General features: G+C 56.5%; 14 protein-coding genes. 13 read left to right on the forward strand and 1 reads right to left on the reverse strand.

Annotation, left to right across the window (positions count from 1 at the left end):
* Positions 1 to 15: 15 nt before the first annotated feature.
* The 11 genes from phnF to phnP are packed head-to-tail and all read left to right on the forward strand — an operon-like array spanning position 16 to position 8,064.
* Positions 16 to 741 (forward strand): phosphonate metabolism transcriptional regulator PhnF, encoded by a 726-nt coding sequence (gene phnF / locus EHN07_RS14605; RefSeq protein ID WP_124024826.1) that lies wholly within the window; start codon positions 16 to 18, stop codon positions 739 to 741.
* Entirely contained in the window at positions 742 to 1,203 is a 462-nt protein-coding gene (gene phnG, locus EHN07_RS14610) for a phosphonate C-P lyase system protein PhnG (protein WP_124024827.1), read from the forward strand.
* Positions 1,200 to 1,784, forward strand: coding sequence for a phosphonate C-P lyase system protein PhnH (phnH, locus tag EHN07_RS14615; protein WP_124024828.1), 585 nt, complete (start codon positions 1,200 to 1,202; stop codon positions 1,782 to 1,784). The genes phnG and phnH overlap by 4 nt, the downstream gene beginning before the upstream one ends.
* A complete protein-coding gene (locus tag EHN07_RS14620; protein ID WP_124024829.1) occupies positions 1,784 to 2,848 on the forward strand; it encodes a carbon-phosphorus lyase complex subunit in 1,065 nt (354 codons plus the stop codon). Before phnH ends, EHN07_RS14620 begins: the two co-directional genes overlap by 1 nt.
* A complete protein-coding gene (locus EHN07_RS14625) occupies positions 2,841 to 3,689 on the forward strand; it encodes an alpha-D-ribose 1-methylphosphonate 5-phosphate C-P-lyase PhnJ (RefSeq protein ID WP_124024830.1) in 849 nt (282 codons plus the stop codon). Before EHN07_RS14620 ends, EHN07_RS14625 begins: the two co-directional genes overlap by 8 nt.
* Positions 3,686 to 4,444, forward strand: coding sequence for a phosphonate C-P lyase system protein PhnK (gene phnK / locus EHN07_RS14630; protein WP_124024831.1), 759 nt, complete (start codon positions 3,686 to 3,688; stop codon positions 4,442 to 4,444). Before EHN07_RS14625 ends, phnK begins: the two co-directional genes overlap by 4 nt.
* 9 nt (positions 4,445 to 4,453) lie before the next feature.
* Positions 4,454 to 5,155 carry a phosphonate C-P lyase system protein PhnL gene (gene phnL, locus EHN07_RS14635; RefSeq protein ID WP_124024832.1) on the forward strand — a complete coding sequence of 234 codons (702 nt, stop codon included), beginning with the start codon at positions 4,454 to 4,456 and terminating at the stop codon, positions 5,153 to 5,155.
* Complete coding sequence (phnM, locus tag EHN07_RS14640) at positions 5,145 to 6,281, forward strand: alpha-D-ribose 1-methylphosphonate 5-triphosphate diphosphatase (protein WP_124024833.1); 1,137 nt, start codon at positions 5,145 to 5,147, stop codon at positions 6,279 to 6,281. Before phnL ends, phnM begins: the two co-directional genes overlap by 11 nt.
* A complete protein-coding gene (phnN, locus tag EHN07_RS14645; protein ID WP_124024834.1) occupies positions 6,281 to 6,868 on the forward strand; it encodes a ribose 1,5-bisphosphokinase in 588 nt (195 codons plus the stop codon). Before phnM ends, phnN begins: the two co-directional genes overlap by 1 nt.
* Positions 6,861 to 7,328 (forward strand): aminoalkylphosphonate N-acetyltransferase, encoded by a 468-nt coding sequence (gene phnO, locus EHN07_RS14650; protein WP_124024835.1) that lies wholly within the window; start codon positions 6,861 to 6,863, stop codon positions 7,326 to 7,328. The genes phnN and phnO overlap by 8 nt, the downstream gene beginning before the upstream one ends.
* Complete coding sequence (phnP, locus tag EHN07_RS14655; RefSeq protein WP_124024836.1) at positions 7,306 to 8,064, forward strand: phosphonate metabolism protein PhnP; 759 nt, start codon at positions 7,306 to 7,308, stop codon at positions 8,062 to 8,064. The genes phnO and phnP overlap by 23 nt, the downstream gene beginning before the upstream one ends.
* 86 nt (positions 8,065 to 8,150) lie before the next feature.
* On the opposite strand, the gene yjdP is transcribed toward phnP, so the two are convergent.
* Positions 8,151 to 8,495 carry a DDRRRQL repeat protein YjdP gene (yjdP, locus tag EHN07_RS14660; RefSeq protein ID WP_124024837.1) on the reverse strand — a complete coding sequence of 115 codons (345 nt, stop codon included), beginning with the start codon at positions 8,493 to 8,495 and terminating at the stop codon, positions 8,151 to 8,153.
* Positions 8,496 to 8,842: 347 nt separating this feature from the next.
* Between yjdP and EHN07_RS14665 the strand changes: the two genes are divergently transcribed.
* Together EHN07_RS14665 and EHN07_RS14670 are read left to right on the forward strand one after the other, a co-directional pair.
* The gene (locus EHN07_RS14665) at positions 8,843 to 10,621 is read left to right on the forward strand and encodes a sodium:solute symporter family protein (protein WP_124024838.1); all 1,779 of its coding nucleotides are present in this window, start codon (positions 8,843 to 8,845) and stop codon (positions 10,619 to 10,621) included.
* A 477-nt stretch (positions 10,622 to 11,098) separates the two neighbouring features.
* Complete coding sequence (locus tag EHN07_RS14670; protein ID WP_124024839.1) at positions 11,099 to 23,188, forward strand: Ig-like domain-containing protein; 12,090 nt, start codon at positions 11,099 to 11,101, stop codon at positions 23,186 to 23,188.
* The last annotated feature ends 37 nt before the right edge of the window (positions 23,189 to 23,225 follow it).

Raw genomic sequence — 23,225 nt, forward strand, 5'->3', positions numbered from 1 at the left:
GAGGCTTTGTTGAAAATGCACTTATCCAGACATCCGACCAGTTACCCGACGCGTTACCAGGAAATCGCCGCCCTGCTCGAAGTGGAGCTGCGTAAAAACTACCGCAGTGGCGACTACCTGCCGGCCGAAAGCCAGCTGGCGGCACGATTCGAAGTCAATCGCCATACGTTACGCCGCGCCATCGACCAGCTGGTGGAAAAAGGCTGGGTGCAGCGCCGCCAGGGAATTGGTGTGTTAGTGCTGATGCGCCCGTTCGACTACCCGTTAAATTCACAGGCCCGCTTTAGCCAGAACCTGCTTGACCAGGGAAGCCACCCCACCAGCGAGCGCTTACTCGCGGTGCTGCGCCCGACCTCCTGCCACGTGGCAGACGCACTCGGTTTGAATGAGGGCGAAAACATTATTCATTTGCGCACCCTGCGCCGTGTCAACGGTATCGCGGTGTGCCTTATCGACCACTACTTTGCCGACCTCGACTGGTGGCCTGCGCTACGACAGTTCAGTAGCGGTTCGCTGCACAACGTGATTGAAACGCAGCTCGGCATCGGCCTTAAACGTACACAAACACGCATCAGCGCGCGCCGCGCTCAGGCCAAAGAAAGTCGCCTGCTGGAGATCCCGAATATGGCTCCGCTGCTGTGTGTGCGCACTCTCAACCACCGTGAAGGTGACGCTTCGCCTGCGGAATACTCCGTCAGCCTGACGCGCGCCGACATGATTGAATTCACCATGGAGCACTAGATGGACGCAACGCATTTTAATACCGCACAGCGCCAGCAGTGGATGGCCGTGCTCGCTCACAGCCAGCCTGATGAGCTGGCCGCACTGTGGGCAGAACAAAAACTCAATCCTGACTATCAGGCGATCCGCGCCCCGGAAACCGGGCTGGTACAAATCCAGGCGCGCATGGGCGCAACCGGGCAACGCTTTTTTGCTGGCGACGCCACGCTAACTCGCGCCGTGGTGCAGCTTGCCAACGGAACTTACGGCTACAGCTACTTATCAGGGCGCGATAAAGCCCATGCCGAACGCTGTGCGGTGATTGACGCGCTGATGCAGGAAAGCCTTCAGTTCCAGACCTTACAAGAAACCATCATTGCGCCACTGGCCGCCAACCGGGAGCAGCGTCTCGCTGCCCGCCGCACGCAAATTAACAGCAGCCGAGTCGATTTCTTCACTCTGGTGCGCGGAGATAACGCATGACCCTGATGACCGCTTTTAACCTGCCCGTGCAGGATGCCCAACAGAGCTTCCGTCGCCTGCTCAAAGCGATGAGCGAGCCGGGCGCGATCGTCGCCCTGCATTCGCTACAGCATGGCTGGAAGCCGCTGAATATCGCCACCACCAGCGTGCTGCTGACCCTTGCTGATAACGACACGCCGGTGTGGATTAGCGAAGAGCTGAGCAACGATGTCACGCAGCAAAACGTGCGTTTTCATACCAACGCCCCGGTTGCTACAGCGCCTGAGCGCGCGCAGTTCGCGGTAGCCGACAGCGCGATTAGCGCACAGCAGCTCAACGCGCTGGCGCAGGGAACCGACGTCGCACCTGATACCAGCGCCACCCTGATTTTGCAGGTGCCGAGCCTGAGCGGTGGCCGCATGCTGCGCCTGACCGGCGCCGGTATTCGTGAAGAGCGCATGATTGCGCCACAGCTGCCGGACTGCGTGATCCACGAGTTAACCGAGCGCCCGCATCCGTTCCCGCTGGGCATCGACCTGATTCTGACCTGCGGTGACCGCCTGCTGGCGATCCCGCGCACCACTCATGTGGAGGTGTGCTGATGTACGTAGCCGTCAAAGGGGGCGAGAAGGCGATTGCCGCCGCCCATCAGCTTCAGGAGCACAATCGCCGCGGCGATCGCAACCTGGCAGAGCTTAGCGTGGCGCAAATCGAGCAGCAGCTTGGGCTGGCGGTTGACCGGGTGATGACCGAAGGGGGCATTGCCGATCGTGAACTCGCCGCACTCGCCATCAAACAGGCCAGCGGCGATATGGTGGAAGCCATCTTCCTGCTGCGCGCCTACCGCACCACGCTGCCGCGTCTGGCGGTGAGCGAGCCGCTGGAAACCGCTGAAATGCGTATCGAGCGCCGAATCTCTGCGGTTTATAAAGACGTGCCGGGCGGCCAGCTGCTTGGCCCGACATACGACTACACCCACCGCCTGCTGGATTTCACGCTGCTGGCCAATGGCGAAGCGCCGCAGCTTAAAGCTGCGGATGACCACGCCGAGGCCGCTCCGCACGTTTTCAGCCTGCTGGCGAAACAGGGGCTGGCAAAAGCCGAAGAAGATAACGGCGAAAAGCCCGATGACATCACGCGCCAGCCGCCGGTTTATCCATGTTCCCGCTCCTCGCGCCTGCAACAGCTGGTGCGCGGCGACGAAGGCTATTTACTGGCGCTCGCTTACTCCACTCAGCGCGGCTACGGGCGCAACCACCCGTTTGCCGGTGAAATTCGCAGCGGCTATGTCGATCTGGAAATCATCCCCGAAGAGCTGGGTTTTGCGGTGAACATCGGTGAACTGCTGATAACCGAGTGCGAAATGGTCAACGGCTTTGTGGCCCCCGCCGATGAAGATCCGTACTTTACCCGCGGCTACGGGCTGGTGTTCGGCATGAGCGAACGCAAAGCGATGGCGATGGCGCTGGTTGACCGCGCGCTGCAGGCGCCGGACTACGACGAAACCATAACCGGCCCGGCGCAGGATGAAGAGTTTGTGCTGGCGCATGCCGATAACGTTGAGGCTGCGGGCTTTGTCTCGCATCTGAAACTGCCGCACTACGTCGATTTCCAGGCCGAACTGGAACTGCTTAAACGTCTGCAAAAGGAACGCAATCGTGACTAAGGCACTCACCGGCTACAACTTTGCTTATCTGGATGAGCAAACCAAGCGCACGCTGCGGCGCGCGATCCTCAAAGCCGTGGCGATCCCCGGTTTCCAGGTGCCGTTTGGCGGGCGTGAAATGCCGATGCCGTACGGCTGGGGTACGGGCGGCATTCAAATTACCGCCAGCGTGATTGGCGAGAATGACGTACTGAAAGTGATTGACCAGGGGGCGGATGACACCACTAACGCCGTGTCGATTCGCAACTTCTTCAAACGCGTTACGGATGTGGCTACCACGGAATCCACCGCTGACGCCACGCTGATTCAGACGCGCCACCGCATCCCCGAAATGCCGCTTCGTGAGGATCAAATCCTGATTTACCAGGTGCCAATCCCTGAACCACTGCGTTTTATCGAACCGCGTGAAACCGAAACCCGCACCATGCACGCGCTCGAAGAGTACGGCGTGATGCAGGTAAAACTGTATGAAGACATCGCCCGCTTCGGCCATATCGCCACCACTTACGCCTACCCGGTGAAAGTGAACGAGCGCTACGTGATGGACCCGTCGCCGATTCCGAAATTCGATAACCCGAAAATGGACATGATGCCCGCGCTCCAGCTGTTTGGCGCCGGGCGCGAAAAACGTATTTACGCGGTGCCACCGTACACCCGCGTCGAAAGCCTCGATTTTGACGACCATCCGTTTACCGTCCAGCAGTGGGACGAACCGTGCGCGATTTGCGGCTCGCGCCACAGTTACCTCGATGAAGTGGTGCTCGACGATGCGGGCAACCGCATGTTCGTCTGCTCCGATACCGATTTCTGCCGCCAGAACAGCGAGGCCGCAAGCTCATGACTCAACCGTTACTTTCGGTCAATAACCTGACCCACCTGTACGCACCGGGCAAAGGCTTCAGCGATGTATCATTCGAGCTGTACCCAGGCGAAGTGCTGGGAATTGTCGGCGAATCCGGCTCCGGTAAAACCACGCTGCTGAAATCTATTTCCGCGCGCCTGGCGCCGCAAAACGGGGAAGTGGTTTACCTGGACTCCTCGCTTTACGACATGAGCGAAGGCGAGCGCCGCCGCCTGCTGCGCACCGAATGGGGCGTGGTTCACCAACACGCGATGGACGGCTTGCGCCGCCACGTTTCGGCCGGCGGCAACATCGGCGAGCGCTTAATGGCAACCGGCGCACGTCATTATGGCGAGATCCGCGCGACCGCCGAGCGTTGGTTAGAAGAAGTGGAGATCCCCGCCTCGCGTATCGACGACCTGCCGACCACGTTTTCCGGTGGCATGCAGCAGCGCCTGCAAATAGCCCGCAACCTGGTGACGCACCCGAAACTGGTGTTTATGGATGAGCCCACCGGCGGGCTGGACGTTTCCGTTCAGGCGCGCTTGCTTGATTTGCTGCGCGGCTTGGTGCGCGAGCTTAACCTCGCGGTGGTGATTGTCACCCACGATTTAGGCGTTGCGCGCCTGCTGGCCGACCGCCTGCTGGTGATGAAGCAGGGGCAGGTGGTAGAAAGCGGCCTGACCGACCGCGTGCTGGACGATCCTCACCACCCGTACACCCAACTGCTTGTTTCCTCCGTCCTTCAGAATTAGGTGCGCACGATGACCAGATTACGGGTTGAAAACCTGAGCAAAACCTTTGTGTTACACCATCAGCACGGCATCCGTTTGCCGGTGCTGACAAACGCTTCGCTTGAAGTGAAATCCGGCGAGTGCGTGGTGCTGCACGGGCACTCCGGCAGCGGGAAGTCCACGCTTTTGCGCTCGCTGTACGCCAACTATTTGCCGGACGAAGGGCATATTTGGGTAAAGCATAACGACGACTGGCTCGACATTGTGCAGGCTCCGGCGCGTGACGTGCTGGCGGTGCGCCGCCAGACCATCGGCTGGGTGAGCCAGTTTTTGCGCGTTATCCCGCGAATTTGTGCGCTGGAAGTGGTGATGCAGCCGCTGCTGGATTTGGGCGTCTCGCGTGAGGTCTGTGAAGACAAAGCGTCAATGTTACTGACGCGGCTGAATGTACCGGAGCGCCTGTGGAGCCTGGCGCCGTCAACGTTTTCCGGCGGTGAGCAGCAGCGTGTCAACATTGCCCGCGGGTTTATTGTCGATTATCCCATCCTGCTGCTTGATGAGCCGACCGCTTCGCTGGATGCGAAAAACAGCGCCGCGGTGGTGGAGTTAATTCTGGAGGCCAAAGCGCGAGGCGCTGCGGTAGTAGGCATTTTTCACGATGAAAGCGTGCGCAGCCTGGTGGCAGACAGGCTGCATGCTATGGCAACCGTCGAGGCCGAAAATGATCGTTAATAACGTCAAACTGGTGCTGGAAAACGAAGTGGTGAGCGGCTCGCTGGAAGTGGCCGACGGGGTGATTCGTAACTTTGCCGATAGCCCAAGCCAGCTGCCGCAGGCGCTGGATGGCGAAGGTGGCTGGCTGCTGCCGGGGCTTATCGAGCTGCATACCGATAACCTCGATAAATTCTTCACCCCGCGGCCAAAGGTGGACTGGCCCGCCCATTCGGCAATGAGCAGCCACGACGCATTAATGGTGGCCAGCGGGATCACCACCGTGCTGGACGCCGTGGCGCTGGGCGATGTGCGCGACGGCGGCGACCGCCTGGAAAATCTTGAAAAGATGATTAACGCGGTGATGGATAGCCAGGCGCGTGGCGTCAACCGTGCCGAGCACCGCCTGCATTTGCGCTGCGAATTGCCGCATCACTCCACGCTGCCGCTGTTTCAGCAGCTGATTGAGCGCGGCGGCGTGTCGCTGGTGTCGTTGATGGACCACTCCCCGGGCCAGCGCCAGTTCGCGAACCTGGTAAAATATCGCGAATATTACCAGGGGAAATACCAGCTTAACGACGCCGAAATGGACAGCTACGAAACCGAACAGCTGGCGCTGGCGCAGCGCTGGTCGCAGCCAAATCGTCTGGTGATTGCCGCCGAGTGCCGCGCGCGCAATATTGCGCTCGCCAGTCACGACGACGCCACAAAGGCGCACGTGGAGGAATCTCACCAGCTGGGTAGTGCGATCGCTGAATTTCCTACCACGCTTGAAGCGGCACAGGCTTCGCGCCAGCATGGTTTAAGCGTGTTGATGGGGGCGCCAAACATTGTGCGCGGCGGCTCGCATTCCGGCAACGTGGCGGCGCATCAGCTCGCGCAAGCCGGCCTGCTGGATATTCTCTCCTCTGATTATTATCCGGCGAGTCTGCTGGACGCCGCATTCCGTATCGCCAACGACGAGGCAAACAGCTTCACTCTGCCACAGGCCGTGGCGTTGGTGACTCGCAACCCGGCACGAGCGCTGAATCTGGACGATCGTGGCGTGCTGGCAGAAGGCAAACGGGCCGATATGGTGCTGGCGCATCGGCACGGCGACCACATTCACATCGGCCATGTCTGGCGTCAGGGAACACGGGTGTTCTGATGAGCAAAATCGTCTGGTTGATGGGGCCGTCTGGCTCCGGGAAAGACAGCCTGCTCGGCGCGCTGCGCCAGCAGGAAAATAATCAGCTGCTGGTGGCGCATCGCTACATCACGCGCGCAGCCGACGCAGGCTGTGAAAATCATATCGCCCTGAGTGCAAAAGAGTTCACGCAGCGCCAGCAGCAGGGGCTGTTCGCTCTGTGCTGGCAGGCACACCACCAGCGTTATGGCGTAGGGATAGAGCTGGATATCTGGCTTGATAGCGGGTTAGATGTGGTGGTCAACGGTTCGCGCCAGCATCTGCCCCAGGCGCGGGCGCGTTACGGCGACGCGCTGGTGCCCGTTTGCCTGCATGTTTCCACCGAGGTGCTGCGTCAGCGCCTGCAGCAGCGCGGGCGTGAAAGCGCGCAGCAGATTGAACAGCGGCTGCAGCGCGCGGCCCTGTATGCCCCGGGTTTGGACGAGTGTCTGATACTGAACAATGATGGCAGTCTGGCGGAGTCTGTCATATTGTTTATGCGGCTGATCGAAAGCCAGCGCAACGCCAATATCGTCCACTTTCGCCCGCAGGAACCCCGCCATGTCTGACACCCTTGAATTTCGCCGTGCCACCCTTGCCGACAGCAATGATGTTTATGCTTTGATTTGCGAACTGAAACAGGCGGAGTTTAACCGTCAGGCATTTAACGTGGGGTTTGCGGCAAATCTCGAAGACCATAACCTGTGCTACCAGCTGGCGGTACTCAACGGTGAAACGGTGGGAATGGTCGGTTTGCATATGCAGTTTCATCTGCACCATGTGAACTGGGTGGGGGAAATTCAGGAGCTGGTGGTGATGCCGCAGGCACGCGGCCACGGCGTGGGCAGTAAATTACTGGCGTGGGCCGAAGAGCAGGCGCGCATTGCCGGAGCCGAGCTGACGGAGCTTTCCACCAGCGCTAAACGGCTTGATGCTCACCGGTTCTATCAGCGCGAAGGGTATCAGCATACCCATTTCCGTTTTACCAAAGCCGTGGAGATCCTTCATGAGCCTGACGTTAACTCTTAGCGGTACGGGCGGCGCGCAGCTGGTTCCCGCTTTTGGCTGTTTTTGTGCCGCCTGCGAGCGCGCCCGCAATCATCCACAATATCGCCGCAAGCCGTGTAGCGCAGTGGTGAAGTTTAACGATGCGGTCACGCTGCTGGATGCGGGCATTCCCGATTTAATCGACCACTGGCAGCCAGGGGAGTTTCAGCAGTTTTTGCTGACTCATTACCATATGGACCACGTTCAGGGCTTGTTCCCGCTACGCTGGGGCGTGGGCGATAAGATCCCGGTTTACGGCCCCGCCGATGAACAAGGCTGTGACGACTTGTTTAAACATCCCGGCATTCTGGATTTCAGCCACCGGCTGGAGCCTTTCGTCGGCTTTACCCTGCAAGCGCTGCGCGTTACGCCTGTGCCGCTCAACCATTCAAAACTGACGCTGGGCTATCTGTTTGAAACGCCACATAGCCGCGTGGCGTGGCTATGCGATACCGCAGGCCTGCCGGACAAGACGCTGAGGTTTCTGGCGAACAATAAACCGCAGGTCGTGGTGATTGATTGCAGCCACGAACCCAGCGCCGAAACGCCCAAAAATCACTGCGATTTAAATACGGTTATCGAGCTGAATAAGCAGATAGGTTGCCCAAGAGTGATCCTGACGCATATCAGCCACCAGTTTGACCGCTGGCTGATGGAAAACCCCTTACCGAAAGGGTTTGAGGCGGCGGTTGATGGGATGGTTATTCGGGTGGATTAATACCGGACGGCGCTGCTGTACAGGCTACGTTTAGCGGGTGATTTTGCCGCAGGCGTCAGCACAAACTGGAAAGGCTCCCGCATCCGTTACCGAAAATCATCGTCCAGACGGCGTTGTTCTTCTTCAAGCTGACGGCGTTGATTATCCAGCTGGCGCTGCTGGTCATCGAGCTGGCGGTGACGCTCTTCAAGCTGGCGCAGGCGCTCTTCATACTGGCGACGACTTTCATCATTTCTGCGTTGGCTGTCATCGTTCCAGCGCCTCTCCTCGTTATCATCGCTGCGGCTGTTATTCGGCTGATAAGCGTCGTTAATCGCCTGCGAAATAGATCCTACAATCGAACTCTCAAACAGGCCGTCGAGCGCGTCGGCCCGGGCGGCGGTTGCCACGGTCAGGGAGCCGAGCAGCAGTACAGTGGAATAACGATTCATAAGCCAGTCTCATGAAAGGGAGTCTCTGAACGATAAGAAAAAGGGCTACAGCGCAATAGCGGAGAAATCCCAATTTTTCAAGCAACAAAATAATTACAAATATTCTTCCTTTTTAACCATTAACTTAAAATATTCGCTAAGAAACATCTCGCCCGCGTTAACAAAAAAATTTAAAAAATATGATCGTTATCGGCTATTTAAAAAGAAATACTGAAACGATATTTCAAGTTATGGGGTTGCGTGTTTTAATGTTTCCAATTCAAACTTTCCCCAAAATAATTCTGGTTACATCGCAGCGGCAAGGATGCAGCTTGAAGTATGAAGGGCATAACTCATAGGGAACTACAATGTCTTACGATTACATTGTAATAGCGGGTTATTTCTTACTGATGGTGGCGATTAGCCTCCTGTTCAAAAAAATGGCCAATAACAGCACCAGCGACTACTTCCGCGGCGGCGGCAAGATGCTGTGGTGGATGGTTGGGGCAACCGCGTTTATGACGCAGTTCTCCGCCTGGACCTTCACAGGCGCTGCGGGCAAGGCCTTTACCGATGGATTCGCCGTGCTGGCGGTATTTATCGGCAACATGTTTGCTTATCTTCTGGCGTGGGCTTACTTCGCTCGCCGCTTCCGTCAAATGCGCGTTGATACCCCAACTGAAGCGGTGCGTCGCCGTTTTGGCCCGGTCAACGAGCAGTTCTTTACCTGGGTGATTATCCCGCTGAGCGTGATTAACGCTGGCGTGTGGCTCAATGGCCTTGGCGTATTCGCCTCTGCGGTCTTTAACGCAGATATCATCACCACTATCTGGATTACCGGCCTTGCGGTGCTGGCCATTTCTATGCTCAGTGGCGCATGGGGCGTGGTGGCATCCGACTTTATTCAGACGCTGGTTATTGCGGTGATTTCCGTCGCCTGTGCTGTGGTTGCCCTGTGGGCCGTCGGCGGTCCGGCAAATATCGTAACCGAGTTCCCGTCTGGCTTCTTTACCGGCCCGGACATGAACTATCCGTTACTGATGGTGGGCACCTTCCTGTTCTTCGTGGTCAAGCAGTTGCAAAGTATCAACAACATGCAGGAATCCTATCGCTTCCTGAATGCGAAAGACTCCAAAAACGCCAGCAAAGCGGCGCTGATGGCGCTGCTGATGATGCTGGTGGGCGCGGTGATCTGGTTTATCCCACCGTGGGCAACGGCGATTCTGTACCCGAATGCTGGCGCGCAATACCCGGAACTGGGTGCTAAAGCACGCGATGCGGTTTACCTGGTGTTTGCTCGTGAAGCAATGCCGCTGGGTACGGTAGGGCTGCTGATGGCGGGCCTGTTCGCCGCTACCATGTCCTCGATGGACTCCGCGCTGAACCGTAACTCCGGTATCTTCGTGCGTAGCTTCTACGCCACGATCGTGCGTAAAGGCAAAGCGACCGATAAAGAGCAGCTGCGCGCGGGTCAAATCGCCTGCCTGGTTAACGGCCTGCTGGTTATCTTTATGGCGCAGTTCTTTAACTCGCTCAAGCACCTCAGCCTGTTTGACCTGATGATGCAGGTGGCTACCCTGCTGCAATCACCGATTCTGGTGCCGCTGTTCTTCGGTATGCTGATTCGCAAAACCCCTTCATGGGCACCGTGGGCGACCGTTGTCTTCGGCCTGGGCGTCTCCTGGATGGTGGTGGATGTGTTCACTCCGCAGTATGTGATGTCCTGGTTCGGCGTTGAGAAACTGACGGGCCGCGAAGTCAGCGAGCTGAAAACCATCATTCCAATCGTTGCGCACCTTGTGCTGACCGGTGGCTTCTTCTGCCTGAGCGCGCTGTTCTATAAGCCGCAGACAGACAAAAACGTTGCCGCAACTGACGCGTTCTTTAAAGATGTGGAAACCGAGTGTGTTGAAGATGACGCGCAGGACATCGTTGACCGCATGCAGCGTAACAAGCTGGGCGACCTGACCATCTATATGGCGATTGGGCTGTCTGCGATGATGCTGATTCCAAACCCACTCTGGGGCCGGTTGCTGTTCCTCGCCTGTGCTGCGGTGGTGTTCGTTGTTGGATACGCCTTAAAACGCAGTGCGAAGATTGATAGCGAGACGCTGGTACTCAAGCCGTCGGCGCAAACCAATCGTTAAAGATTGATAGCCTATGAAACTAGCCATCGAATATTCGATGGCTTTTTTTATTGCGAAGATCGGCCTTGTTAACATAAATAAGTCACCAACGATTTCTTTTATCCCTCATACTTCAAATCCCTGAATGAATTGACTGCTGTTTAAGCAATGAGTTATCTCCTGACTCCTGTGCACTGGCTAACCCTGTTTACAGTGCTGTGCCGCTTGAGAATCATCCCTTGATGCTGATAAGTAACCAGAAAGAGCAAGGTGGCGGTTATTTATTGTTAACTGCGACATTAATTCAGCGGTTCATTCTGTAGGCGCAGTTTCGTCGTCGAGAGCAAATCCATTGGCTAGTCTGAAAAATTCACCAGGAATAATCTCAGATACATTCGTAAAAATTATGTAATAAGTGCACTAATACACGTCGAATGATGTAAATCAGATGTATCATTATCGTTAATGCTATCGAAGCCGCTAACAGAGTGATGCGCTATGTCCAGATCAAGAAACGACAATCCTATCCGTCCACGCCATCACCGTTTCGCCCTGGAATCGCGCCAGCTGTTTGATGGCGCGGCTGTCGCTGAGGCGGCAAATCATGCGGATAATCCGCTCGATACCACGCATCATGATAAGGCACCAGAGGTCGCCACGGCGGTATTGGTGCCGCCTGCGCCTGCGTCAATCACCGCACCAGCTGGCAATACTGCGCCGCACGAAGTTTATGTGGTTGATAGCCACGTACAGAACTGGCAATCGCTGGTGAATCAATTGCCCGCAGGCAGCCGCGTGCTGGTGCTCGACTCAGCGCAGCCCGGGCTTGAGCAGATTAATGACGAGCTCAAAAATGATAACAATATCAGCGCGATGCATATCATCAGCCACGGCGCTAACGATGAAATCACGCTGGGTCGCGACAAGCTTAACGCTCAAAATATTGCCCAGTATCAACAACAATTAGCGCATCTTGGCGAGAAGCTCACCGCCGACGGCGATATTTTGCTGTACGGCTGCAACGTCACGGCAAAAGATACGCTGCTGATTACCCGCATGGCGGATTACACCCATGCTGATGTGGCTGCCTCAAATGACGAAACGGGCAGTGCGGATAACGCCGCTGACTGGTCGCTCGAATCTCATACCGGCGTGATTGAAACGCGCTCTTTGTCGTTGGGGTACGCAGGCGTACTGGAGGCGACAGAAATTACGGCAGACGTAAAAGAGATGGTGGTTTCAGAGCCCTCATCTTTACGCCCGGGGGCGGAGAGTGGGCAATTTAGCGGCCTTGCCATCACCAGCAGCGATGCGAACGTCACGGTGGAGGTCCGGTTAACCAATCCGGGGGCGGGGGATTTAGTCAGCAGTAGTGAAACAGGAAAATTTCTGACGTTTAGCGGCGAGGTAGCCAGCGTGCAAGCCTGGTTAAATGCCCTCGGATTTACCGCCAGCGATACCGAACTTGGGCAACAATCCGCTACCACCAATGTCGACTTTTTCGTCTATAGCAGCACGGGTATTGATTATGTCCAGACGCATATCACTATTACCCCAGCCAACGATCCGGTGGTGGTCAACGCCAGCCTGTTAGAGGTGCCGGAAAATAACGGCGCCGGTACGATCATCACGCAGGACGTACTTGCGGCGCTCGATCCTGAATTACAGATAGGCTCGCAAATTGCGTCGCAGATTATCTACAGCCTGACGGCCATACCGCAATACGGTTATCTGACGCTAAGCGGCACTCGTCTGGGCGTCGGTTCCGTGTTTTCGCAGCAGGATGTGCGTGATGGCAAGCTGGCATATATCCACACCGCAACCGGCAGCTCACAAAATACCGCCGACACTTTTTCCGCACAGGTCAACGATGGCGCAACGCCTATTGCTGATTCCGCACAGGTGACGCTAACGCTGGCGATGACTCCGCAAAACCAGGCACCCAGCGTAAGCGGCAGTGGGATTGTCTATGAGGGGCAGCCTGCCAATGCCGTGAATACCGGTAATGTCGGGCAATATATTGTGGCTGACAGCGGCGGCGATCCGCAGGATGGCGCTCTGACGCTGACGATTACTTCGCTGCCCACTCACGGTACGCTCTATTTTAATGGCGTGCCGGTGATACAGGGCCAGCAAATTGACTATGCCGATCGCCATTTATTGACCTATGCGAACAACGGCGAAGAGGGCAATACGCAGGATACGTTTGGGGTGCAGGTGACTGACCAGGGGGGCGGTACGGGCACGCCTGCCAGCAGCCCTGCGCTTATCCGGCTTGATATTCAACCGGTTGATGATAACCCGTTCTTAATTCCGGGCTCCACGCTGCAGGCACAAGTCACACCGGGCCTGGCAAGCGTTGTGCTGCTACCTGAAATGCTGGGCGCTCTGGATGATGACTCCCCCGCGAACCGGGTCAGCTTCATTGTTGACGCTGCCGGGCTAACCCACGGTTATCTGACGCTAAATGGTTTGCGAATGCAAACCGGCGACACCTTTACCATGGATGATGTCGTCAAAGGTCGGGTTGCCTATGTGCAGTTTCTGAACGCATTCCCCGGCGGAGTCGACAAGTTTGATTTCCGCGTCATCGACCATTCCACCGCGCTGCACTGGAATCCGGATGGCACCACCTTTACTCGCCAGGGCGGGATTTATGATGGCGATGCCGCTACCGACCAGCTAACCCGCACCGCTTTCACGTTGAACCTGGTGACGGTGACAAATAACCCGACGCCAGACGAAACGCCACCGCTGACTATTCCGCCAATCGAAAACAACTCCGGGTATATCGGTGTCGATGTCACCAACCCTGGCAATCCCCCGCACGGCACTCTTCTGGAAGGGGGGACATTTACCCTTTCAGGAACCGGCAATATTAGCGCTGCCACGCCGGGCATGAGCTACGTTGTTCAGGGCGTAGGTCCGGAGCAAATTGTGTATACCTTTTTGGGCAGCGGCAGTGGCCAAACTGGCCTGACGGTGCTGAAAAGCGACGGCAATGGCGGTTTCACCGTGGTGAACCCTTTTGGCACTTTTACCCAGGCGGACCTGAATAACGGGTTAATCAGCCTGCGCCATGACGGCGGCGAACATTTCCAGTTTGATGGCCGCTTTTCGGTTTCCGCAGGGCAAGTGAGGCTGAACGCCCTGGGCCGCCCGGTTGCGGTGACCTGGGAGCCGGAAATGAAAGTTTTCGTGACGCCTGTTAACGATGCCCCTGAGATTAGCGGCTCGTCTAATACCGTGATAGTGGAAGGTGATACCGTAGTTATCACCCGCTCGCAGCTGCGGCCTGGCGACCCGGATGACGCCAATAGCACAAGCGCGTGGGAGAATGCTTCACAGCTGAATGGGCAAAATAACTACGCCTTTAATCACGATGCCTCCGGCCCCGGCGCGCTGAAATTTGCCTTCCTCACATTGCCCGCTGGCGGAGTCCTGCAATATTTCAACGGCAGCGCCTGGGTAACAATAACGGATGCCGATATTGGCACATTACGCCTTGATGCCAGCCTGTTAACCGACGATAACAGCAGTGGCCTGCGCTTTGTCAGCAACGGCTCGGAGGTGCGCAGCACCGAATTTGTCGCTTATGCCGTCGATCGCTGGGGGTTACAGTCCGCCAGCAACGCCACGGTGGGTATTGTTATCACCAACGTCAACGACAGCCCGCAAATTCCGCTGACGCCGGACAGCCCGGATATCGTGGTACCGCCCGATGCGCCAAATAATGTGGGTGATCAGCCAGCCAATAACCCGGCGACGGTGGTCGAAGGCAGTTATGTCCAGCTTGATAGTTCTCTGCTGCAGGCTTACGACCCGGACAGCTCCGCCGAACAAGTGCAGTTTACGTTAACCTCTGCTCCCGCCCACGGGCGTCTTGCCTATTCACGTGACGGGGTTAATTTCAGCTTTATCGGTAATGGCTCTACTTTCACCCAGACGGATATTAATAACGGTTATCTCTACTACCTGCACAACGGTGATGAGATCGCCGGCAGCGGTATCAATACCGATGGTTTTAACTTCACGCTGTCCGATGGCGATCGAGAACAAACCAATAATCGCTTTGCGATTAACGTCACCCCTGCGAACGATAAACCGCTAGTGACAGCCCCTTCCGGGCCGATTGATATTGGTCTTTCCCATAATGTCAGCGGCTTTACCATTGCGGACCCGGATACCGCCAGCGGCTCAAGCGCAACCGACGTTCTGCAGACCACGGTGCGTTTGCTGCACGCCAACGGCAGCGCTTTTAGCCAGGCCGAATATAACGGCATCGTCATGCGGGCTGATACCGCCGGCGGTGCGTTAATCAGCGGCGGGCTCGATGGTTACCTGGTGATAACCGGTAGCGTCGCACAGATAAACGCAGCGCTTGCCGGTTTAACCGTGCTTTTCCCGAACGACCGCAACGCCAGCTACCAGGTACAAGTCATTACCGATGACCGTTTGCGTACCGGTAACGGTCAGCTAGCCTCGGGGGCCAACGGTGGGCCGGTCAACCAGCCTGAGACTCCCGATTTTGGTGCCTCGCCCGGTATGGTTGATAGCCGAAACTACAACTGGTATCAGGATAGCGTTCCAGCCAATAACGGCAATATTTCCGCCGGCCAGGTGGTGATTAACGCCTCAGAAATCGACGATCCCGGCGAGCTTATCGTCACCGATACTAACAAAACGACCTTCGAAGATCAGGCCACTTATATCGGCGGAAATTTTGTCATCAGCGATGTGGAGTCCAATGCTTTTGGTAAACCGGTAACCGTGACATTAACCGTCGCGCAAGGTAGTCTGGGCATTGGCGGCGCAACGGGCGATACCGTATTCAATAACGTCACGATCGCGGGCGATAATTCAGGGACCCTGGTCCTGACCGGTACCGCCAGCGCCATTCAGGCGTTGCTAAACGATCCGACCAGCGGCTTGACATACGCCAGCGCGGCGAATGCCAACCACGATCAAAACGGCGCGGCGGCAGGGGATATCACGCTAAATGTTCATCTGGATACCTCGGCTGCCACCGTCGGTGACAACACTGGCAGCGCCCCTCGCGATGTGCAGATTGTAATAACGATGACTCCTGTCAACGATCCGCCAACCGTTACCGCGCCATCTGACACGATTTTGCTTGATAACAATGCGCCTGGCGGCAACAGCGTCAGCGGTTTTGTGATTGGCGATGTGGATGTTACCGATGCAGGCGGCATTGCGGCAGGCGAGCAGGATTGGGTGCAGGTCACCGTGCGGATCACCGATGAAAATGGCACGCCGTTCCCCATAGGGCAGTATCGCGATCAACAAAACTCCGCCATCAATATTTCTTCGCTCAATACCACTACCGGCGTCACGGTGCAGGCTACCAGCCCGGATGGCGTTAACCCGCCTTCCAACGGCGTGAATGCACCGCTGGTGATCACCGGGACAGTTGCACAAATCAATGCTTATCTCGCCCAGCTGCAGGTGCGAATCAATGGTATCCAGATTGATGATGCGGATCGCTATTTCCGCGTCGAAGTTATCGTTGACGATCGCGTGCGTGATGCTAACGGTAACCTGACGACTACCGCCAACGGCGGTAACAATATCGGGCCGAATGGCATCGGCACCATACCGGTGCCGGTGGCGGCTGTCAGCCCGTATCAGGCTATTCCTTCAGGGCTTGAGCAGAACGTAGCCTCGGCTTACCGCACTATTTTCCAGAGCAGTATTAACGATCCGGCGCGCATCGAACTGGGCGGCAGCCCGCTCCTTGCTACCGATGAAAGCGGCGCCATCGTTACTTTACCGCCGATTGTCCTCAGCGATGTGGATGCGGGCAGTCAGACCCTCACGGCCACGGTAAAACTTCCGACCGGGTTTACCTTTGTCGCGCCCGCGGGCAACGGTGGCACTATGACAGGGGCGGGAACAGACACGCTAACCTTTAGCGGATCTTACACGCAAATAAACAGCTGGCTAACCGGGCTGAAAGTCAGCCTGCCCGATGCGCCAGGCAGCGCCACCACGGCTGACTGGAACGGCAGTTTTGCTGTCACGGTGACCGTCAATGATGGCGGTAACTCCGGTTCGCGCCCGCTCGTCTTGCCAGGATTTACCGACCCGACGGCCGATCCGGGCCAGGTGGCCTACGAAGATGGTCCTACGGGCACCTCTTCTGCGCTGATTACCACGCGCACCTTTACCTTTACGGTCAACCCGGTGAATGACGCGCCCGTGGTGGTTGGCACGCCTTCGGCTAGCCTCCCGGCGCTGGAAGAAGACAAAACCGCTAGTACCATTGCGGGCAGCAGCGTCGAAAGCCTGTTTTCCGGATTCTACAACGACGATCGCGATACCATTGATAACACCGGCACCGGAGGTGCAGGCGGCAGCAGCGCTGATAGTTTCTACGGCATCGCTATTACACAGCTCGCCCTGGACCCGGCGCAGGGTGAATGGCAATATTCCCTTGATGGCGCGACATGGCTGGCGGTGGGCGCACGTAGCGACACCAATGCCCTGGTGTTGAACGGCGATGCGATGCTGCGCTTTGTTCCGGCTGCCGATTACTTTGGCAATTCGGCATCCCCTGGCGTGCGCCTGATCGAAACCAATAACAACGGCGATGTTTCCACGACGCCTGCGGTTCCGGTTAATGGCAGCGAAGTGGATCTTAACGCCACGGGCGGCCACGGCGGCAGCTCTTTGTTTAGTGCAACCGTGATTACCCTGAGTATCGCCGTCACCAACATTAACGACCGCCCGACGCTTGGCAACACGACGCTGACCATTGCGGAAGATACCTCAACTGCGCAAACCATCGGGCAGCTGTTCCAGTCGGTATACGGGGATGCAACCGATAATCAAACCGCTATTGCAGGCGGTGGCAACGCCAGTGGCGCGTTGGGATTTATCGGCATCTACGGCAATAGCACTGACCCGAGCAAAGGCCGCTGGGAATACAGTACGGATGGAACCAGCTGGAGCACCGTGCCTTCTGACGTGGCTGAAAATAACGCGTTTGTCCTCGCCAGCACGACTCTGATCCGCTTTGTCCCTCTGCCTGACTACCACGGTCCGGTGACCGGCGGCTTGCAGATCCGCGCCTCGGACACTGCCGACCCCGCGCTAGCGCAGGTTGTTAATCAGCGCGTCAACTTTTTGGATGTCGCCAATGGCAGCGATCCCACCTCGCGCTGGTCAAATACCGCGACGCTTTCCGTCACTATTACGACAGTGGCTGATATTCAGAATGATACCTTCACTACTCACGCCAATGTTCCGCTGGTGAAAAACGCCAGCGATCTGCTGGCAAATGATTCGTTTAGCAATACGGATAAAAACGTTATCGTCGCCACACAGCCGGGCCACGGCACATTAACTGATGTCGGCGGTGTGCTGACCTACACGCCGAATGCGGGTTATGTCGGCACCGACAGTTACACTTACACGGTGGTCAGCGGCGGCGTTAGCGAAACGGCTACGGTAACGATTAACGTCACTAACCGCGCGCCTGTAGCCGTAAACGATGCGGTCTCGCTGAACGAAGATACCTCCGCTACAGGTAACCTAATCGGTAATGACAGCGATCCAGATGGCGCGGTTGATACGCTGGCGGTGAAAAGTTTTACCGTTGAGGGGCAAACTTATCAGGCGGGAGCTTCCGTAACCCTGGCGGGCAGCCACGGCACGTTGCAAATTAATGCCGACGGCAGCTATACCTATACGCCCGGCGGTGACTGGCATGGTGATATTGCGGTGGCTTATATCGTCAGCGACGGCAATATGGGCGGCGATACTGCCGGAACCCTGGGTATCCACGTTAATGCCGTAAAAGATATCAAAGATGACGTTGAAATCGCCCATACCGGCACCGTGATTACCACGGAGGTGATGGCGAACGATACCTTTGTCAACAGCGACAGAACCGTGACAAGTTTTACCCAGCCTGAGTTTGGTACGGTCACCCTTGTAAATAACCAGCTGATTTACACTCCACAAGCTGGTTTTGTTGGCAGCGACCGTTACACCTATACCGTTACCAGCGGCGGCGTGACCGAAACAGCGAACGTGTTTATTCTGATGACCAACTCGCAGCCAACGGCCAGTAACCAGTTTGTTGCAACCGATGAAGACATACCGGTGAGCGGCAACGCCTTACGTGTTATTTTTGACCCGGATGGCGATGCGCTGGATGTCGTTGATTACCAGGTTAATGGCACGAACTATGCGGCAGGCGTCACCGCGACGATTACCAATGTCGGCTCCTTTGTTCTGTATGCCGACGGCACATATACCTTCACCCCGGTTGCTGACTGGAACGGCGCGGTACCGACTATCACCTTTAACGTTTCAGATGGCACGGCTCAGCCACCTACGCAAAGTTCGCTGGATATTACGGTGCGCCCCGTTGTGGATGTTACCCGCGATACCGCCTCTACCCACGCAGGCACTGAGATCGTTATTGATGTATTGGCCAACGATCGTTTCAGCAATTCTGATCTGCTGATTACTGGAACGAGCACGCCACAGCACGGCACCGTGGTTATTGTAAACAACCAGCTGGTTTACACCCCCAATGCTGGCTATGTCGGTGATGACGCGTTTACTTACACAGTGCTCAGCGGCGGTATTGCAGAAACAGCCTCTGTAGATGTCACGATGACCAATACCGTGCCTGAATCCCGCGACTCGGTGCGGCGTACGCCGGAAGATACTGCCATTGTGAATGGCAATTTGCTGGAAGGAGCCACTGACGCCGACGGCGATAGGCTGACGGTGACTGATTTCACCATTAACGGCGTGACGTATCAGGTGGGACAAACAGCCACTATTAATGGCAAAGGCACAATACTTGTCAGCGGCAACGGACTTTACACTTTTACGCCAGTCGCTGACTGGAACGGTACCGTTGAACCTATCTCGTTTACCACCAGCGACGGCAATATCGGCGGTGAGGTGAGCAGAACGCTGGTTATTATGGTGCAGTCGGTGGAGGATATTCTCCCGGATAATGCCAGCACCCACTCCGATAATGATATTACTATCAATGTGTTGGGTAACGATACCTTTACCAACGTCAATCAAACCGTTACGGCTATTCGTGATGTCACAACGCTGGGTCGCGTTCTGGTGCTGAGCGATAACACCATTCGCTATACCCCACCGCCAGGTTTTGTGGGCACCGATACCTTTACCTATACCGTTACCAGCGGCGGCATCACCGAAACCAGTACCGTGACGGTGGTGGTGGAAAACACAGCACCGAACACCACGCCGATGAACCTGACGATGAATGAGGACGGCCCAGCGCTGGCGGGTTTACTGACCACCGGCGACGCTGACGGCGATGTACTGCGCGTAACTTCATTCCAGGTCAATGGCATAACAGGCGTATTTACGCCAGGTAACTTCGGTACTGCCACGGCAGATATTCCGGGCGTCGGCACCTTTACGCTAAGCTACGACCGCCATTACACCTTCACTCCCGTGGCAGACTGGAATGGTACCGTACCGCAAATCACTTATGTCGTCACCGACGATAACGGCGGCGCCAGTGCTAGCGGGACGGTAAATATTGTGGTCACTCCGGTGGTTGATATCACTGATGATTCACTTTCCCTGCAGGCAGGAACCTCTTCTTCAGAGAACCTGCTGACCAACGACTCGTTTGAAAATGGCGATAGGACCATTACCTCGGTTACGCAAGGACAACACGGTAGCGTGACCATTGGCAGCAACGGCGAGGTGACCTATACACCGTCATCGGATTATGTGGGTACCGATAGCTACACTTACACCGTGACCAGCGGTGGCAAAACTGAAACCGCCACGGTGAATGTTACGGTCACTAATACCGTGCCTGCAGCAACCCCGGACACCCAAACGGATATCGAAGACACAACGCTCAGCGGTAATGTGTTGACCAATGATTCAGACAGCGATGCCAGCGACAGCTTGCGCGTCATCAGTTTTACTCTGCCAGGGGAAACCGTGGCGCATCTGGCGGGTGAAAAAGTCACTATTGACGATATTGGCACCTTAAAGCTGAATGCAGACGGCAGCTACGAGTTTGTGCCAGTGGCTGACTGGTACGGGGCGATCCCCGTGATTACCTACACCATCAGCGACGGTCATATCGATGGCACAGCCAGCAGCACATTAACGCTGGAGGTGACCGAGGTGGCCGATATTGTTGATGATAGCAGCGCCACCCACGCGGGTGTGCCAGTAGCCATTGACGTGCTGGCTAACGATAATTTCGAAAATGGCGACAGACAAATTATTGCCACCAGCAACGGCTCATTTGGCACCACCACCATTGTTAACGGTAAAGTGGTTTACACCCCAGCTGCCGGTTATGTTGGCCGCGATAGCTTTATCTATACAGTGACAAGCGGTGGCATAAACGAAACAGCTACCGTGACGGTGGATATGACCAACACGCCACCTGTGGCGATCCCGGACACCAGCACCACGCCTGAAGACCGCACCGCCTCCGGCAATGTGCTGGCCAATGACACCGATGCGGATGATGCAGATAAAGATGCTCTCACCGTCACCGAATTTACTGTCAACGGCACACCGTATACGCCAGGCACTGCGCTCACTCTCACCGGGATGGGTGTATTGACCATGCAAGCTGATGGCCGCTGGAATTTTGTGCCGGTTGCGGACTGGCACGGTACCTTGCCGGTGGTGGCTTACCAAATCAGCGATGGCAATACCGGTGGCGTTTCCAGCGCCTCGTTAAGCATCACTATCACACCAGTTCAGGATGCCTTTAACGACCTGATTTCCGTCAATGGCAATAGTTCGGTCACCAGCGATGTGCTGGCAAACGACACCTTCAGCAACAGTGATAAAGCCATCGTCGCCATTACCCAGGGCAACCACGGTACCGTCAGCATTGAAAACGGCCAAATTACCTACACGCCAAACCTCGGTTATGTCGGCGCAGACAGTTATACCTACACGGTGTTGAGCGGTGGCATTCTGGAAACCGCTACCGTCGTAGTACGCGTTGCCGATCTGGTGCCGATTGTTAACCCGGAAGCGGTGATCACCCCCGAAAACACGCCGATCTCCGGCAACGTTTTAACCAACGACAGCGACCCGAACGGTGACCCGCTGCATATTTCTGTTTTCCAGGTGGGCGGCACTCGCTACAACGCGGGCGAAACCGCGCTGCTGGCCGGGATTGGCAGCCTGACGGTACAAACCGATGGCCGCTACACTTTCACGCCACAAACCAACTGGCATGGCTTCGTACCTGTGGTCACTTATACCGTCAGTGACGGCTACCCGGTCGGCGAAACTAACGGCACGTTACGCATTCTGGTGGCTCCGTCAGCAGAAATTCAGGTCAGGGAGTCGGGACTGACGCCGTTTGATCCGGGCGGGCAGGAGGCGAGCGGCACGCTGGATATATTGTCGCTGGATAAACTGCAAACGCTGACATTCCAGGGGAGGGTCATCACCGGCGAACAGCTGCTGCAGCTCAACCCGCTGTCGCCAATCACTATCGAAACCGCGACCGGCACCATCACGCTGCTGGCCTATTACAGCCCGGCGGATGGCGAAGCGCGTATTGATTACCGCTTCACTCTGCGTGAAGCCGTGTCGCAGCCGGGACTCGTCAGCACCCATAACGATTACGACGTGCAGGTGAACGGCGTCACTATCGGCCAGTTGCGCATTACGGTATTTAACGATCGTCCTGGCGCCAGCGATAACAGTGTGGAAATTTTGCAGGATCAAGGTCAGGAGTCGGCGAGCGGCAACGTGTTTAGCGATGACCGCATCGGTGCCGATGGTGCGGCGATTAATGGTCCTGTCACCGCAGTCGCGTCAGAAAATACCGGCAATACAGGCACCCCCGGCGGCAATACCCGCGGGCAATACGGCATCTTGTTACTCGACCGTCAGGGCAACTGGCAATACCAGGTGAACAGCAGCGATCCGCGCGTTGCTGCGCTTGAAGCGAACCTCACCCTGAGCGACGTGTTTGTTTACACCATTGTCGATAGCGACGGCGACGTAAGCGAAGCACGGTTGACCATTTTTATTCATGGCATTACCGCCATGCCAAACACCGACCGCCCTGATGGCGATCAGTTATTTGGTCGTGAAGAAGAGACGCTGCTCGCCGCCTACGGCCAGAGCTATGAGCCGGGCTTGTTTATTCTGCCACTCGTCTATGATTTACAAAGCGACGCTACGGGTCTGCAGACCCGGCTGAACAGCCGATTTGCCGCCTATGGCTACGGTATAGAGCATGCCAATGCGCCGGTTATGCAGCAGGCAGTGCTGTTCACCCGGTGGTATAGCGCCAGCCGTGAACAGCGCAGCTTGCCGGGCATAGAGAGCAACGGGCTTGGGCAAAATTCCCTCGGGAATACGTTTGGCCCGTTTGCTATCGGGCAGGCCGATGAGCGTAGTTCGTTTGCGCAACCCCCAGCGGTGCAGGAAACGCCGCAGGATGAGCCAACAGTGCTTATCGCACAGGGAGCACCACCGTTATCCATGCAGCTCGCTGCGCTGGAAAAACACATATTGGCGTCTGGAAAGCAGATTACGGTCCCGACAATCACTCGCCGGTAGAGGCTCAGAGCAACTGTTTAAGATGGAAATAATCACG

This window comes from Buttiauxella warmboldiae, assembly GCF_003818135.1.
Classification (GTDB): Bacteria; Pseudomonadota; Gammaproteobacteria; order Enterobacterales; family Enterobacteriaceae; genus Buttiauxella; species Buttiauxella warmboldiae.